This window comes from Actinocrispum sp. NPDC049592, from assembly GCF_040675465.1.
Classification (GTDB): domain Bacteria; phylum Actinomycetota; class Actinomycetes; order Mycobacteriales; family Pseudonocardiaceae; genus Kibdelosporangium.
In genome coordinates this window covers 127,611-142,656 of the sequence record NZ_JBFAPA010000027.1, presented here as the reverse complement: position 1 = coordinate 142,656, position 15,046 = coordinate 127,611, and the positions used below count along the sequence as shown (strand labels likewise).

At 69.2% G+C, this 15,046-nt stretch carries 17 protein-coding genes; 11 read left to right on the top strand and 6 right to left on the bottom strand.

Going from position 1 to position 15,046, the window contains the following annotated elements; genetic code table 11:
• Positions 1-84: 84 nt before the first annotated feature.
• Positions 85-666 (top strand): TetR/AcrR family transcriptional regulator, encoded by a 582-nt coding sequence (locus AB0J95_RS47695; RefSeq protein WP_364773031.1) that lies wholly within the window; start codon positions 85-87, stop codon positions 664-666.
• Here AB0J95_RS47695 and AB0J95_RS47690 read toward each other — a convergent pair.
• From AB0J95_RS47690 to AB0J95_RS47680, 3 genes are all read right to left on the bottom strand, one after another.
• A complete protein-coding gene (locus tag AB0J95_RS47690; RefSeq protein WP_364773029.1) occupies positions 642-1,499 on the bottom strand; it encodes an NADP-dependent oxidoreductase in 858 nt (285 codons plus the stop codon). The genes AB0J95_RS47695 and AB0J95_RS47690 overlap by 25 nt on opposite strands.
• Before the next feature lie 376 nt (positions 1,500-1,875).
• Complete coding sequence (locus tag AB0J95_RS47685) at positions 1,876-2,280, bottom strand: pyridoxamine 5'-phosphate oxidase family protein (protein WP_364773027.1); 405 nt, start codon at positions 2,278-2,280, stop codon at positions 1,876-1,878.
• A gap of 332 nt (positions 2,281-2,612) precedes the next feature.
• Positions 2,613-3,938, bottom strand: coding sequence for a GAF domain-containing protein (locus AB0J95_RS47680; RefSeq protein WP_364773025.1), 1,326 nt, complete (start codon positions 3,936-3,938; stop codon positions 2,613-2,615).
• A gap of 87 nt (positions 3,939-4,025) precedes the next feature.
• Between AB0J95_RS47680 and AB0J95_RS47675 the strand changes: the two genes are divergently transcribed.
• Complete coding sequence (locus tag AB0J95_RS47675) at positions 4,026-5,012, top strand: zinc-binding alcohol dehydrogenase family protein (RefSeq protein WP_364773024.1); 987 nt, start codon at positions 4,026-4,028, stop codon at positions 5,010-5,012.
• Positions 5,013-5,201: 189 nt separating this feature from the next.
• Here AB0J95_RS47675 and AB0J95_RS47670 read toward each other — a convergent pair whose 3' ends face one another.
• Positions 5,202-5,597, bottom strand: coding sequence for a VOC family protein (locus AB0J95_RS47670; protein WP_364773023.1), 396 nt, complete (start codon positions 5,595-5,597; stop codon positions 5,202-5,204).
• Positions 5,598-5,701: 104 nt separating this feature from the next.
• Here AB0J95_RS47670 and AB0J95_RS47665 point away from each other — a divergent pair, with 104 nt between their 5' ends.
• The 7 genes from AB0J95_RS47665 (at position 5,702) to AB0J95_RS47635 (ending at position 10,047) form a co-directional block, all read left to right on the top strand.
• Positions 5,702-6,859, top strand: a complete 1,158-nt coding sequence (locus AB0J95_RS47665) for an acyl-CoA dehydrogenase family protein (RefSeq protein ID WP_364773021.1) — start codon at positions 5,702-5,704, stop codon at positions 6,857-6,859.
• A gap of 7 nt (positions 6,860-6,866) precedes the next feature.
• The gene (locus AB0J95_RS47660; protein ID WP_364773020.1) at positions 6,867-7,865 is read left to right on the top strand and encodes an NADP-dependent oxidoreductase; all 999 of its coding nucleotides are present in this window, start codon (positions 6,867-6,869) and stop codon (positions 7,863-7,865) included.
• Positions 7,862-8,320, top strand: coding sequence for a helix-turn-helix domain-containing protein (locus AB0J95_RS47655; protein WP_364773018.1), 459 nt, complete (start codon positions 7,862-7,864; stop codon positions 8,318-8,320). The genes AB0J95_RS47660 and AB0J95_RS47655 overlap by 4 nt, the downstream gene beginning before the upstream one ends.
• Before the next feature lie 91 nt (positions 8,321-8,411).
• The gene (locus AB0J95_RS47650) at positions 8,412-8,981 is read left to right on the top strand and encodes a hypothetical protein (RefSeq protein ID WP_364773016.1); all 570 of its coding nucleotides are present in this window, start codon (positions 8,412-8,414) and stop codon (positions 8,979-8,981) included.
• A 72-nt stretch (positions 8,982-9,053) separates the two neighbouring features.
• Positions 9,054-9,209 (top strand): hypothetical protein, encoded by a 156-nt coding sequence (locus AB0J95_RS47645; RefSeq protein ID WP_364773014.1) that lies wholly within the window; start codon positions 9,054-9,056, stop codon positions 9,207-9,209.
• Positions 9,210-9,219: 10 nt separating this feature from the next.
• Complete coding sequence (locus AB0J95_RS47640; RefSeq protein ID WP_364773013.1) at positions 9,220-9,486, top strand: hypothetical protein; 267 nt, start codon at positions 9,220-9,222, stop codon at positions 9,484-9,486.
• Positions 9,487-9,843: 357 nt separating this feature from the next.
• The gene (locus AB0J95_RS47635) at positions 9,844-10,047 is read left to right on the top strand and encodes a hypothetical protein (RefSeq protein WP_364773011.1); all 204 of its coding nucleotides are present in this window, start codon (positions 9,844-9,846) and stop codon (positions 10,045-10,047) included.
• On the opposite strand, the gene AB0J95_RS47630 is transcribed toward AB0J95_RS47635, so the two are convergent.
• Together AB0J95_RS47630 and AB0J95_RS47625 are read right to left on the bottom strand one after the other, a co-directional pair.
• Entirely contained in the window at positions 10,044-12,872 is a 2,829-nt protein-coding gene (locus AB0J95_RS47630; protein ID WP_364773009.1) for an alpha-L-fucosidase, read from the bottom strand. The genes AB0J95_RS47635 and AB0J95_RS47630 overlap by 4 nt on opposite strands.
• Before the next feature lie 70 nt (positions 12,873-12,942).
• Entirely contained in the window at positions 12,943-13,551 is a 609-nt protein-coding gene (locus AB0J95_RS47625; RefSeq protein ID WP_364773008.1) for a hypothetical protein, read from the bottom strand.
• 353 nt (positions 13,552-13,904) lie between these two features.
• Here AB0J95_RS47625 and AB0J95_RS47620 point away from each other — a divergent pair, with 353 nt between their 5' ends.
• Positions 13,905-14,246, top strand: coding sequence for a hypothetical protein (locus AB0J95_RS47620; protein WP_364773006.1), 342 nt, complete (start codon positions 13,905-13,907; stop codon positions 14,244-14,246).
• Positions 14,239-15,039 carry a hypothetical protein gene (locus AB0J95_RS47615; protein ID WP_364773005.1) on the top strand — a complete coding sequence of 267 codons (801 nt, stop codon included), beginning with the start codon at positions 14,239-14,241 and terminating at the stop codon, positions 15,037-15,039. Before AB0J95_RS47620 ends, AB0J95_RS47615 begins: the two co-directional genes overlap by 8 nt.
• Positions 15,040-15,046: the final 7 nt, after the last annotated feature.

Genomic DNA, 15,046 nt, shown 5'->3' with positions numbered 1-15,046 from the left:
CCTCCGACATATTCGCCAGGGGTTGATCTCGTGGCTAGGGTGCGAGGCGAGTGAGTGCTCGCCTTTCACCCCGTTGGAGGTGCCGTGGTCGAGACAGTGAAGCCCCGCCGCCGGCAGGCCCGCGGCGAGCGCAGAATCGCGCAGTTGCTGGACGCGGCGGCGAAGGTGTTCGCCGCCGAGGGGTACGTGGCGGCGACGATGAACGCGGTCGCCGCGGCCGCCGAGGTGTCCCCGGGCACGCTCTACCAGTTCTTTCCCAACAAGGAGTCGATGGCCGAGGCGCTGGCCGAGCAGTACCTGGACGCGTTGAGCGTGGCCCAGGCGCGCGGCGAGGGCGCCGAGGTGCTCGGCGTGCCGCTGGACGACGTGATCAACCGGATGGTCGACCCGGCGATCGAGATCTGCCTGGCCAACCCCGGGTTCGAGCCGTTGTTCTCGTGGTCGGACCGGCTGCGGACGGCGGTCGTCGAACGCGTCGACGACATCATCGCCCGGCGGGTTCCCGAGATTGATCCGAGCAGACGCCGGCTGATCGCGACCGTGACCGTCCGGATCTTCGCCGCGGTGCTGCCGCAGATCCTGGCCACCACCGGGCGCGAACAGCTGGAGTACACGCGTGAGCTCAAGCGCGTGCTGCGGGCCTACTTGCTGGACATCTCCGACTGAACCAGCACCGTCTTGCCCGCGGTGCCCTGCTTGGCCTGGAACGCCTCGGCTGCCTGGTCGAGCGGGTAGACGGCGCCGATCCGCGGCTTGAGCCTGCCCTGGACGACCAGCTGGGCCAGCGCGCTGAGCTGGTCGCGGTTGGGTTCGACGATGAAGTACCGGCCCTGGGGCTTGGTGACCGACACGAACAACCCCGCCTCCGGCAGGTCCACACCGATCGTGTCGAACACCAGATCCGCTTGGGGCGCTTGGTCGACCGGCGCGAACTCGTCCGCGCCCAGCTCCCGGATGAGGTCCGCCGTCTCGGCGCGGCCGGTGCCGATGACGTGCGCGCCCGCGTCCTTCGCCAGCTGCACGGCCAGGCTGCCCACCCCGCCTGCGGCGCCGTGGACCACGACCGTCCGCCCGCGCCTGAGCTTGCCGTGCACGAACAACGCCTGCCACGCCGTCAGTCCCGGCATCACCAGTGCTGCCCCGGTCACGAAGTCGATCTCCTCCGGCAGTTTCGCCAGGTCCCGCGCCTCGGCCGCGACGTACTGGGCGGCGCCGCCGTCCCGGTGCGGGTCGGTCAGCCCGAACACCCGGTCGCCCGCTTCGAGCCCGGTGGTGCCGTACCCGACCTCCACCACCACCCCGGCGACCTCGTGCCCCGGCACTGACGGCGTCCGGTCGCGGCCGGCCCGGTCCGTCCACGTCGAGGGCCAGTCGAGCTCGTCCGGCGTGAAGCTCGCCGCCCGCACCTCGACGACCACATCGCCCACCCCGGTCTTCGGGTAGGGCGCCTCCTCGACGGCCAGCGGGCCGCCGGGAACGTGAATCCGAATCGCCTTCATGCTGATGATCATGAACTATCCGCCATTCGGCCCTGCGGGCGGCCCGGCATCGTCCGCAACGGTCACGTTACCGACGGTGACAACCCACCGGTAGGTGGCTATTGGCCATGGCCGTCCGGGACTTCCGGCCCTGGAGGGGGTGCGGCGGATGGCTTAGTTTTCGAGCTGGCGGGGTGGTGTCCGGGAGGACGGGATGACCGGTTTCACGCGAGGCCCGCACGGACGGGCGCAGCGGCAGGGTCGGGGCCTGGCCGCGAGTGCGGAACCGGTCGTCCTGCCCTCGCCAGGCGATGAGGGACATGCAGCCGTCCCGAATCGGCGAGATGGCCACCGGGCACCCACGCCCGGTGGCCATCTCTCGCTCGTCGGGTCCCTCTCAGCCCAGCAGCCGCCGCCCGGAGATGATCTCGATCCCGATCTGCAGGTAGTACTCCTGCGCGTCCGGCGCCCACGGGCGCAGCCCTAATCGGCGGGCCTGGGCCAGCTCGGTCTCCCGGACCACCCGGCGCGCCTGCCCCACGGCCACGACGCTCCAGCCACTCCGGACCAGCGTGCCGCTGAACTCGTCGGCCTCGAAGGCCACCACGGTCCCGGTCGCGGCCAGCGCGAGGCGGCTGCGCGGCGAGGTCAGGATGAACACCGACTGCCCGTCCACGGCGAAGGCGACCGGCTGCACGGCGGGCAGAGCGCGGTCGGTGAACACGATCCGGCCCACCGGCACCTTCGCCAGCAGCCGGAGGCACTCCTCCTCGGAGAGCACCTCGAGTCCCGCGGAATCCACCATGTCACCTCGCCTCAACACGCCCCCAACGGTCCTGCCTGGCCGCTGCGCAGTACAGGGTCCAAAGACCTCTTTCCGATCAGCCGATGGGCCGAAAGCCCTTGACTGGCCGGGACTTTCGACGGCTGTGGAATTGACCGACGACTCATGTGCGCGGCCTCCGCGGCGGGCCATGATTCGTGGTGAACACGTGACCGCCGTTGGAATGGGACCGGCTCGGTCCCCGCTGAGCGTCGTTCCACCGCCTCAGGCCCCGGGGCGGTGGAACGACCCTGAACTGAGCACAGTGGACATCCGCGTGTGCCGTGGCGCGGTGGAGTTGAAAGGGCGACCTAGTCCTGAGCCGGTAGCTCCACGGTCCGGGTCACCGGCGCCGGACCGTCCACAGTGACCCGCAGGCTCGTGCCCTCGACGCGGACGGTGAGGGCGGTGGCGTCGTCGGACAGCAGTTCGCGGACGGCGGCCACGACCTCGGGGTGAACCGGGTCGGGCAGCGCGTCCAGGGCGCTGTCCAGGGTGACGGTGGCGGGCGTGAGGCGCAGGAGCTGGGCGCGCAGGCTTTCACGGGTCTCCTGCAGCGGGAAGATGCTGCGGCGGATCTCGCGGATGGTCTGGTCGACCTCGTCGACGAACCTGCCCACCCGCTGCACCACCTCGCGGCCACCGACCAGCCGGGTCAGGCCCTGCAGGCCGAGGCCGATCGAGAACAGCCGCTGGATCACCAGGTCCTGCAGGTCGCGGGCGATCCGGTCGCGGTCGGAGACCACCGCGATCCGCCGCCGGTCCTCCTGCACCCGGGCGAACTCGACGGCCAGCGCGGCGTGCGCGGCGAAGGTCTGCACCATCTGCAGGTCGAGGTCGGCGAACACGGCCTGGCCGCGGCTGCGGGCGATCGTGAGCACGCCCAAGGTTCGCTGACCCGCCTGCAACGGCACGATGATCGCCGACCCGAGCTCCTTCAGCGCGGCCGGCAGGTCGCCCGAGCGGTCCTTGGCCACCTCCCAGACGTCGGCGATCACGCGCGGCTCGCCGGACGTGTACACGGAGCCGATCAGGCTGTTGCTCATCGTGATGCCCTGGCGGATCCGGCCGGCGGTCGCCGGGTCGCCGACCACCTCGACGTCGAGCCCTTCGTCACTGGGCAACGCGACCGCGACGAACGGCGCCCCGGACACCTTCGCGGCCCGCTCGGCGACCAGCTTCAACGCGCCCGAGACGGTCTGGTCGGCCAGCAGCGAACCGGTCAGCTCGGTGGACGCGCGCAGCCACGTCTCGCGTTGCTGCGTCTGCTCGAACAGCCGCGCGTTCTCGATCGCCATGCCCGCGGCCGTGGCCAGCGCGACGACCACCGCCTCGTCGTCGGCGGTGAACGGTTCGCCGGACGATTTCTCGGCGAGGTACAGGTTTCCGAACACCGCGCCGCGGACCCGGACCGGCACGGCGAGGGTCCGGCCCTCCGGCAGGTCGCCGGGATCGGCGCCTAGGTCGATGAAGTCCTGCATGGTCGCACCGTCCGGGCCGAGCACGCCCATCGCGCCACGGCGGGCGCCGGTCAGGTCCATCGAGGACTGAACGATCCGGCGCAGGACGTCGGGCAGGGAGAGGTGACTCGCCACGGATACCACCGCGTCGAGGAGTTCGCCCGCGTCGTCCCGCACACGCACCTCCGTGAGTGACCGGCTCAAGAGGTTAAACCTTTCAACACCAGAAGGCGACCGCCAGCCGGGGTGGGCCAAACTGAGTTCATGGAGTCGAGGGTCTGGCGAGTGCGCCAACCGGGGCCGGTGAGCACCTCTCCGCTGCGGCGGTCACGTGAACCCCTGCCGTCGCCCGGACCCGGTGAGCTGCTGGTCCGGGTGCTGGCGTGCGGGGTGTGCCGGACGGACCTGCACGTGACCGAAGGCGATCTGCCGGTGCATCGCGCCGAAGTGACACCTGGACACGAAGTGGTCGGCGAAGTCGTGTCCGCTGTGGACGGATTCGCGGTAGGTGATCGGGTCGGTATCGCCTGGCTGCGGCACACCTGCGGTTCCTGCAAGTTCTGCCTGCGCGGCGCGGAGAACCTTTGCCCATCCTCGCGATACACCGGCTGGGACGCGGATGGCGGGTACGCGGACTACGCCACGGTCCCGGCCGCATACGCCTACCGCCTGCCGGGCGGGTACTCCGATCAGGAGCTGGCGCCGTTCCTGTGCGCCGGGATCATCGGCTACCGCGCCCTCCGCCGGGCCGCGCTGCCTCCGGGCGGGCGGTTGGGGATCTACGGGTTCGGCGCCAGCGCACACCTCGCCGCCCAGGTCGCGCTCGCCGAGGGCGCCACCGTGCACGTGGTCACCCGCAGCGCCGCCGCCCGCGAGCTCGCCTTGTCCCTCGGCGCCGCCTCCGCCGCCTCCGTCCCACCCGAACCGCTGGACGCCGCGATCCTGTTCGCCCCCGTCGGCACCCTCGTCCCGCCGGCCTTGGCGGCCCTCGACCGAGGCGGAATCCTGGCCATCGCCGGAATCCACCTCAGCGACGTCCCGGTGCTGAACTACCAGGAGCACCTCTTCCAGGAACGCGAGATCCGCAGCGTCACCGCGAACACCCGGGACGACGGCCGCGAGTTCCTGGCGTTCGCCGAACGGCACCGCCTGCACGTGACCACGACGCCGTACCCCTTGGACAAGGCCGACCAGGCGCTCGCGGATCTGGCCGCGGACAAGGTGAACGGCGCGGCCGTGCTGGTTCCCTAGTGCTTGGCCGGATGGGTTTGCCGTGTTATCGGCGGATCCAGGTTTTCAGCCGGGGTTGATCAGCACGGGCGTGCGGCCGGAAGGTCCTCGTACCGGGTTGTACTTGGGCCTTTCGGCCGTGCGGTCAGCGCTGTTGGATGTCACCGCAAAGCTGGGCCGTCGAGTCGGTGAACCTATCCGGTCACAGCACTAGCCGTCGCCGAGCAGGTCCCAGAGGTTTCCGGCGATGTCGCGGAAGACGACCACCCGGCCATAGGGCTCGGTCCGGGGCTCGCCGAGGAACTCGACCCCGGCGGCCCGCATGCGTTGGTAGCCGGCGTCGAAGTCGTCGACGCGGAGGAAGAAACCGACCCGGCCGGCGTGCTGGTTGCCGATCGCGGCGATCTGGTCGTCGCCGTCGGCGCGGGCCAGCAGGATCCCGGTCTCCGCGCCCGGCGGACGGACCACCACCCAGCGCTTCGGGCGGCCGTCGTTGGTACTGGCCGGTGAGTCCTCGGCCAGCTCGAAGCCCAGCGCCTGGGTGAAGAACGCGATGGCGTCGTCGTAGTCCTCGACGATGATCGCGGTGAGGTGCAGGAATGCCATAGCCCCAACGATGGCAGTGGCGAGTCGGCGCCAGGGGTTTGCCCCGCCGTGGGCGAGGTGGTAAAGATAGTGAACCGGTAAGAAAAGTGAACCGAGGTGATGGCGTGCTGGAGTCCGTGGTCGGCCGGAGTGGGGCGGGTGGCGAGTTCGGGGAGATGCACCGGGCGGCGCGGGAGGCCGCGGTGCTGGCCCGGGAGCTGGCGGCGGAGACGGAACGAGGGCGCGCGCTGCCATCGGAGCTGGTGGAGAAGCTGGCCAAGGCGGAGTTGATGCGGTCGGGGGTGCCGCGGCGGGTGGGTGGGCCGGAGGCGCCGCCCGCGGTCAGCCTGGAGACGGCGGAGGCCGTGGCGCGCGGGGATGCGTCGGCGGGGTGGTGTGTGTCGATCGCCGTGACGAGCAGCCTGCTGTCGGCCTACATCTCGCCACAGGGAGCCGAGGAGGTCTTCGGCGACCCGATGACCGTGGCCGCCGGGGTGTGGGCGCCGCGAGGGCAGGGCGAGGTCGTCGACGGCGGCGTGCTCCTGAGTGGACGGTGGGCTTTCTGCAGCGGGATCCCGCATGCCGACTGGTTGTTCGCCGGGTTCGTTGTGGACGGTCAGCTGCGGGTGGCCGCGATTCCCAAGACGGATCTGCAGGTGCTGGACACCTGGTACACGAGCGGCCTGCGCGGCACCGGCAGCCACGACTGTGTGGCAACGGATGTCTTCGTTCCCGACCACCGGGTGTTCTCTGTTGTGGACGGTCCACCGCCCGGAGCCACCGCGCTGCACCGGTTCCCGGTCTTCGGGTACTTCGCGCTCTCGATCGCCGCGGCCGCCCTGGGCAACGCGCGCGGCGCGATCGACGACTTCGCGGACCTCGCCGGTGGCAAGAAGACCCTCGGCTCCAGCCGCACCCTCGCGGAGCGCTCCCAGGTCCAGGCCGCGGTCGCCGAGGCGGAGGCCGCCCTGCGCGCGGCCCGGCTGTTCATGTACCACTCGATCGACCAGGCCTGGCGGGCCGCGCAGGGCACCGAACCCGTGTCCGACGACCTGAAGGCCGGTATCCGGCTGGCGGCCACCCACGTGGTCCAGACCTCTGCGGATGTGGTGCGGTCCCTGTACGACCTCGGTGGTGGCGCCGCGATCTACGACACTTCGCCGTTGCAGCGCCGGTTCCGCGACGCGCACACTGCCACCGCCCACTTCCAGGTCAACCAGGCCAGCTTCGAGCTGCCTGGCAAACTGTTGCTCGGCCTGAGCGCCCGGACCGACCAGCTGTAGGAGAACGATGCACAACGCGCAGTACCGCCTCGCGTCCCGGCCCGAGGGCGCCGTCCGGCACTCGAACTGGCTGTACACCGAGGAACCGGTCGGCCGGCCGGCCGAGGGGGAGTTCCTGGTCAAGGTCGAGTACCTGTCGCTGGATCCGGCGATGCGCTCCTGGATGAACGCGGGCCGCTCGTACGTGCCGCCGGTGGAGATCGGCGAGGTCATGCGTGCCGCGGGAATCGGCACGGTGATCGAGTCCCGGCACCCGGACTACTGCGTGGGTGACACGCTGTACGGCGTCTGGGGTGTGCAGAACTTCGCGATCTCGGACGGCACTGGTGTGTCCAAGGTGGACACCTCGCTCGCACCCGCGCCGGTTCACCTTGGCGTGCTTGGGGTCAGCGGGTTCACCGCCTACTTTGGACTGATCGACGTCGGCAAGATCAAGGAAGGCGACACCGTCGTGGTGTCCGCGGCCGCCGGTTCGGTGGGCAGCGTGGCCGGGCAGATCGCCAAGATCCTGGGCTGCCACGTGATCGGGATCGCCGGTGGCGCCGCGAAGAGCGCGGTGCTGCTGGACGAGCTCGGGTTCGACGCGGCCATCGACTACAAGTCCGAGAACGTCCGCGCCCGGCTCAAGGAGCTGGCGCCCAAGGGCGTCGACGTGTTCTTCGACAACGTCGGCGGCACCATCCTGGAGGACGTGCTGGCCCGGCTGGCCCGCGGCGCGCGGATCGTGCTCTGCGGCGCGGTGTCCCAGTACAACGCCGAATCCCGGCCGAAGGGCCCGTCGAACTACATGCAGCTGCTGGTGAGCCGGGCGTCGATGACCGGGTTCGTGTTCTCCGACTACGCCGAGCGCTTCGGTGAGGCCGCGGTCCAGCTGGCCGCGTGGCTCACGGACGGCAGGCTGAAGTCGTTGGAGCACACCGTCTCCGGCGGGATCGAGAGGTTCCCGGACGCGCTGCTGGACATGTTCGCGGGCGGCAACACCGGCAAACTCGTGCTGGCGCTATGAAAGATGCGCTGCGGCACCGCTTCGAGGCGGACTCGGCGGCCCGGACCCTGGCGCTGGTCGGCGAACGCTGGACCCTGCTGATCCTGCGGGAGACCTTCTTCGGGGTCCGGCGCTACGGCGAGTTCGCGCGCAACCTGTCCATCCCCAGGCCCACCCTTTCGGCGCGCCTCAAGACGTTGGTCGAGGCGGGCCTGCTGGACCGCGTGCGGTACGCCGCCGACCCGGACCGGCACGAGTACCGGCTGACCCCGGCCGGCCGGGACCTGTTCCCGGCCATCGCGACGCTGATGCGCTGGGGCGACAAGTACCTCGCCGGCCCGGAAGGCCCGCCGATCCTGCTGCGGCACAACGACTGCGGCGAGATCACCGAGACCTACGTGGCATGCGGCAACTGCGGCAAGGAGGTTTCCGCTGACCGGGTGACCCCCGAACCCGGCCCCGGCTACCAGACCTGAGGGCCGAACGGGCCAATCCGGAAATCGCCACGGGGTTTGCCGCAACTTGTGGCAACCTTTGCCTTCACTCGTGCGTGGGGGAGGCATGGTCATGAGGGGGACAAGGCCGGTCACGGCCGTGATCGCCGAGGCGAAGCACCGGCGGCCGTTCTCAACGTCGCTGGCGTTCGCGGTCATCTTCGCGCCGCTGCTGGCGCTGATGGTGACGTTCGGCCTGAGCGTGGATGTCACGCTGGAGGACTACCTGGCGGTGCTGGTCGGCTTGCTGGCCCTGGTAACCGGGGTCAACGTGGTGTCCGCGCGCATGGACAGCAAGCTGATGCCGGAGGTGCTGACCGACGAGGAGGCCGACGAGGTCCGCCGGACGGTGTGGCTGGGCACGGAACTGGCCCGGCCCCGGCTGGCGTTCGCCGCGATCCTCTACAGCCAGCGCCTGATGCGCAAGCGCTCGGACATCTTCATGCTGGTGGGCGGCTGCGTCCTGCTGCTGGTGGCCATCGTCGGGCCCAAGACCGTGCCCGGCCCGGCCAAGGTCTGGTTCGTCGGGCTGGCCCTGCTGTTCGCCGCGGTCACCTTCGCCTACTACCCGGCCGTCCGCAAGGCACGTAAACGTCATGGCGAGGCGCTGAAGAGGGCCGAGGAGATGGTCCGGAACTCCTAGTGGTGCCGGACCACAAGAAAACAGCAAGAACCGCTGTCTGGTCTGGCGGGAATGTGAGCTTTGGGGGAGAAGATGATCGGCCTGAGGATTCTCGAGGAACAGCTGGCCCGGCCGGTGCTGATGGCTTTCGGCATGGCCTTCGCCATCGCGCCGGTGGTGTCGGCCGGGGTCTGGCTGGCGACCTCGACCACACTCACACTGGCTGGGCAGGCAGGTTGGGCGGCGTGACCTGGCGCCCGTGGTGATCCACTACAGCGAGCGTCTGCTCAACAAGCGCCCGGACATCCTCCTGCCGGTCCTGGGGGCCGCGCTGGTGGTGCTTGGTCTGCTGCCGGTGCCGGAGATGCCCGCGACCCGGCAGCTGATCGTGATGCTGGTCTTCGCCGCGGGGACGTTCGCGTGCTGTCCGTCCGCGCTGAAGGCTCGCAGACGGCAGCAGACGGCGTTGAAGAACGCGCAGGAGCTACTGGCAACGCCGGTTGTAGCACCCTTGGGGCAGAGATGATCGGTTCGTCATTCGCGCGGAAGCAACTCGAGCACCCGGTTCTGGTAGCGGTGGTGCTGAGTGCCGTCGAAGCGCCGCTGCTGGCGTTGTTCTGAGGGCTGATGGACCGGGAGCTGACACTGTCGGACTTCCTGATGAGGCCGGTTATCGCAGCGGTGGCGATGCTCTGGCCGAACGTCGTGAGCGTGCGGGCCGAGCACAACAGGTTCCCGGCCGGGCTGACGCCGCCGGACATGGTGGAGGTCCAGCAGATCGTGTTGCGCGGCCGGACCGAGTTCCGGCCGGAGCTGGCGCGCGGTCGACCACTACGGCCGTCGGCGCCTCAAGCCGCTTTCGGCGGCCACCACGCTGTGCCTGATGATCCTGTTGCTGGCGGCGGCGGTGTTCGTCTACGTGGTAGTCGACCAGTCGGTGGTGGCCGCGATCGCGATGGGCTTCTTCGGCGCGTTGACCTTGGTCTGCTACCCGCTCATTCAGGCGCAGCGTGAGCGGATCGAACGGGCGATGGCCAGCGCGCGGGAGATGCTGGGGCTGCCAGCATCTCCCACGCCTGCCGCTTAACCCAGGGAGATCCGGTCCAGGTCCGGCGCCCCCTCCTGGTCGTTGAAGATCTTGATGGAGTTGGCTCCGGCGTTCAACGTGACCGGAACCGTTGTGGTGTAAGGCGTGTTGTTGCCTTGACCGTCCACGGAGACCTTCACCGGCGTCCCGCCGTTCACGGACACGAAGTACGACCGCGGCCCGTTGACCGTGAAGTCGATGTACAACGTGTACTGCTTGGCAGTGTCCACAACGACATTGTCGAACTGGACGAAGGCATCCGGTGCGCCGCCGATGTTGCGCACCTTCTCGCCACCGGAACACGGGCCACAGCTGGTCAGACCGGCGTTGCCGATGTTGTTGCTGGAGTCCTCGGCCTCGCGCATGAACACCCGGTCGGCAGGGCGGGTCCTGACCTGGATGTTGGTCGAGACCTTCTTGGCCCGGCCCAGGAACTGGAACGCCGCCGACACCGGCGCGGTGGCCGAACCGATGTCCACGCCCGGCGGTGAGGTGAGCGTCCACTCGCCGGACACCGTCTGGCCGAGCCGCAAGGTCTGTGCGGTGACCGGGTTCCCGGTGACCGTCCAGCCCGCGGGCACGGTCGGGGCGAGGGTGATGTTGGTGATCGGGTCGTCCACGTCGAGCCGGAGCTTCGCGGTCACCTTCATCGACTGCTGGCCGGGCGCGACCCATTGGATGCCATGGGGTTCGACCGTCAGCGTGGTCGTCGGGGTGTACGAAGCCGGGGGCAGCGGCGAGATCGCGATCCGGTCGAGGCCCGCTTGTCCGGTGACCGAGATCTTGTTCGCGCCCGCCTTCAACGTCACCGGGATCGCGGTCGGCGAAGGTGCCGGCGAAGCGGCGATGGGCACGGTGATCGGCGCGCCATCGTTGACCCGCACCGACATCGAGGTGGCGCGGTCGGCGGTTGTGTTCAACTCCAACCGGTAGTCGCCAGCCTCAGCCACGGTCGCGTTGGTGTACGTCGCCCCGCCGAGGACCTGGAGGTTGCCGGAGCAGTACCGGCACAGGTCCAGCCTGCCCTCGCGGTGCGCCGACTCGGCCTCCAGCGGCACGGCGGTGAACGGTGACCACGGATAGCCGTGCGCCACCTTGATCTCGTCGATCAGCAACCGGTTGACGTAAAGCGGCGCTTGCGGTCCGGCCCAGGTGTTGAGCACGTCCAGTTTGATGTAACGGGCATGCTGCTCGCCGAGGTCGATGAACTGGGTACCCCGGGCGCTGGGCATCGCTCCACTTCGCACCGCGGTCCAGTGCTGGCCGTCGTCGCTTGTGGACACCCGGTAGTCCTTGATCCGCGCGGAGTCCTCGGGCCGGCCGAACGACGACCGCGAGTAGGTCGGCGACCATTCCCGCTGGTTCACCGCGAGATACGTGGCATCCTTGCGGTCCTTGAGGTCCAGCGTGATCGACGCCGGGAACTGGCCGTTGGCGTCCCAGTACTTCTCGTAGCTGCCGTCGGTCAGATTGCTCGCCGGGAACCCGTCCTTCGCCGAGGACGCCGTGGCCTTGACGTTGTCGTAGTAGAAGGCCTGGCCGAGGGTGTCCACCTGGAACACGGTGTCGTAGGTGTCCCAGTTCTTGATGTCCAAGATGGACAGATAGCCGCCGGACTGGGCGAACCGCATCCGCTGCCCGGTCCGCAGGTCGGTCACCCTGTCCACCAGGTACCCGTTGTCCCGCAAGCGAAGCATGTCAGTACGGGGTCTCGTGACGACGTGCACGTACTGGGTCCGGGTGCCCGGCTTGACGGTGATCACGCCGTGCGCACCGTCGTTCCAGAACCCGGGCGCCATGCCGCCGTACATGTACCCGCCGCCTTCGGTGCCGCCCAGCGACTTCTCGATCGGCGGCACCCAGGAGGCCATGAAGTTGTTGAACTCCTCCTGGCTGGGCGGGAACTTCCCGTTCACCATCGGGGTCTCGGCCATCAGCGACTTCATCGACGAGCCCGCGTTGGTGATGTAGCGCCCGGTGGACAGCCGGAAGTCGACCGGGTGGTCGGCGCCGTCGTACCACCAGTCGCCGACGGTCGGCAGCTTGTAGTCCGCCTCGACCAGCCGGGGCATCGGCGTCCACGCGGCCTGCGGGTAGTCGTAGGCCGGGGTCATGCCGGTCTTCTGCTCGTTGCTGACCGTGTCCATGATCGGCGTGTCCTCGTTGTTGTTGCTCAGCAACCAGGACGGCCGGATCTGGCGGATCTGCTCGTAGAGGTGGTTGTCCTCCCAGTACTCGTTGTCGTTGTCGATCCAGAACCCGGCGAGGTCGTCGTACCGCTTCATGACCTCGAAGAACAGGTCGTAGCTGTACTCGCCGAAGCCGCGCCGGGTGGTCAGGTCGACCTGGTGGCCCTTGTAGGCCGAGTACGCGGCCGAGTTCAGCGTCTCGATGCCCGCCTCGTTGTGCCACTGCGGGTCGTCGGTCATGTAGAGGATGACCTTGACGCCCTTCGCCTTGCCCGCGGTGACCAGCTCACCGAGCAGGTCACGCTGGGTCGAGCAGCTGCCCGGGATCGCCGACGGCCACGGCCGCGCGTACCCGAGGCGGCTGTGGAACGTCGCCAGCACGATGTAGGACGCGCCGAGCTTGCGCGCCTCGTCCACCCAGTAGTCCGGCGTCCACCCGCCCGCCGTCACGTCGTGTTCCCAGGCCGCGCAGTCCAGGTGCCGCGGCGCGGTGAACATGCCCCAGTGCAGGAAAAGCCCGGCCGTCGACGCCCGTAACCAGGCCTGTCTCGGGTTTTGCACCTCCGCGCTCACCGGAGCGCTGAGCAGGCCGGCCAGGATCACGAAAATCCACACCAGCCGCCATCGAAACCGCATGCCCCATCGCCTCTCATCGTGGTCCAGGCGGCGGAAGGACATCCGATCATTACAGGGCTGTAAACGTTGGTCAAGGCTGCCCGAAGGAAGTTTGCCGAACAGACATCCGAGGACTAGCCGTGACGTACACCGATAGCAGGAACATCCCGGCGGCGACCGCGACCATCGTGACCACGCCCCGCGGCCAGAAGATGTGGCTGTCGAGGAACGAGACGCTCGCGGCCAGCAGCAACACGGCCCCAGGCAGCACCCGCCAGCCCACGCGCAGCGCGATCGCGGCCACGATGACGGCGTTCGCGGCCAGGAAGCAGGCCGCGCCGATGTAGCCGAGCGTGTCACCGATGCCGAACACGGCGAAGGTGACCGGGCCGACCACGTGCTGGGTGTGCGCCACGGTTCCGGCGGCGATCCCGGCGACCGCGTCGAGCCCGCCGTAGAACGCCGCGAACCCGAACGCCGCCACCCGCCCAGCCCACCGCAACACCATTGGCGCACCCGTCAGCAGAACCCACTGCGCCGCGGCCAGCAGCGGGAACACCGGTAGCAGCAACACGTGCAAGGTCGTCCACCACTGAGCGGTGTCCACCTCGAGCGGCGCCGGGTGGAACACACCGAACCCGGCCAGGATCAGCCCCGGCGCGGCCAGCAGAGCGGCCCGGAGCCATTGCGAACGTGACACCCGGCGACCGTAGCCTCGCGCCCGCCGCACGGACCGGTCGCGCACATTAGGGAACCGTTACGTATCCAGACACGCGCGAGCGCGGACGGCTTGCCACGCCCCTCGTCGCAGGTCTGCGACCCGGGATCGCCCGAATGGGCCATGTGCCCGAGCTTGCCCGGCCGATGACGCGTAGGGTCGGAGGTAGCGCCGCCGTGCGGCCGGACCTGGCGAGCTGTCGGGGATACAGCTCGACACCGCTCCGGCCACGCGGCGGCCCCCTTCGGGTGATTTCCCGGCAAAGCTAACGCCCGCTCGATTCACTGCCGATATCCGGACACGGATACCGGTGCTATGGGTGGATCGAGGACCTGGTGACCTTCATCGAGGGGCTGTGGTGGGGGGCGTTCGGCGGGTTCGGCGTGGAGGCGTCGCATCTGTTGATCGCCTATCAACGAGCGAACACATTGCCGTGGAAGATCCCGGGTGAACCGGGTCTTGGCGCGATTGTGTTCTCGGTGGTGCTCAGGGTTCTGCTCGGCGCGGGTCTGGCCGCCGCCGCGGGGATGTCCGAGCAGGTCAGCGGCCCGATGGGGGCGATCGCGGTCGGCGTGTGCGCGCCGGTGATCATCAACCAGATCGGTGCCAGAATGCGCCCCGCGATCCCGCGGAACGACGAGGCCGAACCGGTCCCCGCCGGAGGCCCCGGTGCCTGACACAAAGTTCCGGGCGGACCTGAAGAACGCGTTCTTCCGGACCACGCCGATGTTCTCGATCACCAATCCGGTCCGCCCGGAACTGGAGATCCCGAAAAGAATCGCGAAACGCCTGGAAGAACGCCCACAAAAGATCTTCCGGCCGCGGCTGGTCCTCGCGATCGGGATGGCGTTCTCGGTGCTGCTGGTCGGAACCGTCGTCGCGATCCAGTACTCGAGGACCGGCGCCCAGCAGGTGGCCGACGTGACCCGCGTGCCGCCTACGGCCCAGCCGACGGCGGAACAACCAGCGGACAACAACTCGGGCCGCGCCACCGGCGGCCCGTCGCCCGTGCCCCAGTCGGCGCCGACAGCGAGCGAGGCATCGCCACCGCCCATGCCGATCGCGGCCCCGCTTGGCCTGTCCACGCTGCTGCCGCCGGGCTGGACCGCCACCACCCAGACCGGAGCGGTCACCGAGGCGCGCGGCCCTGGTGAGGCGATCCTGCGGCTGGGTGGGGGGCAGGCGACGGGCTCCGACCTGCTGGCCGACAGACAGGCTGCGGATGCCGCTGCTGCGAACAGGCCGGGATATACCCGGATTCTCTTGGCGGCACAGACCTTCAGATCTCACCCTGCCGTGCTTTGGGACTTCCAGGACCTCCGCCTTGATGTCAGCCGTCGTACCCGGATCTTGTACTGGCAGCAGAACTCGACCGTGTACTACGTGTCACTGTCAGCTCCATCCAGGACCTGGGACGTCACCACCGACAGGCTCTTCGACGGCTTCGTCAATTCCGCAACTGTGTCCTGACGAGCGA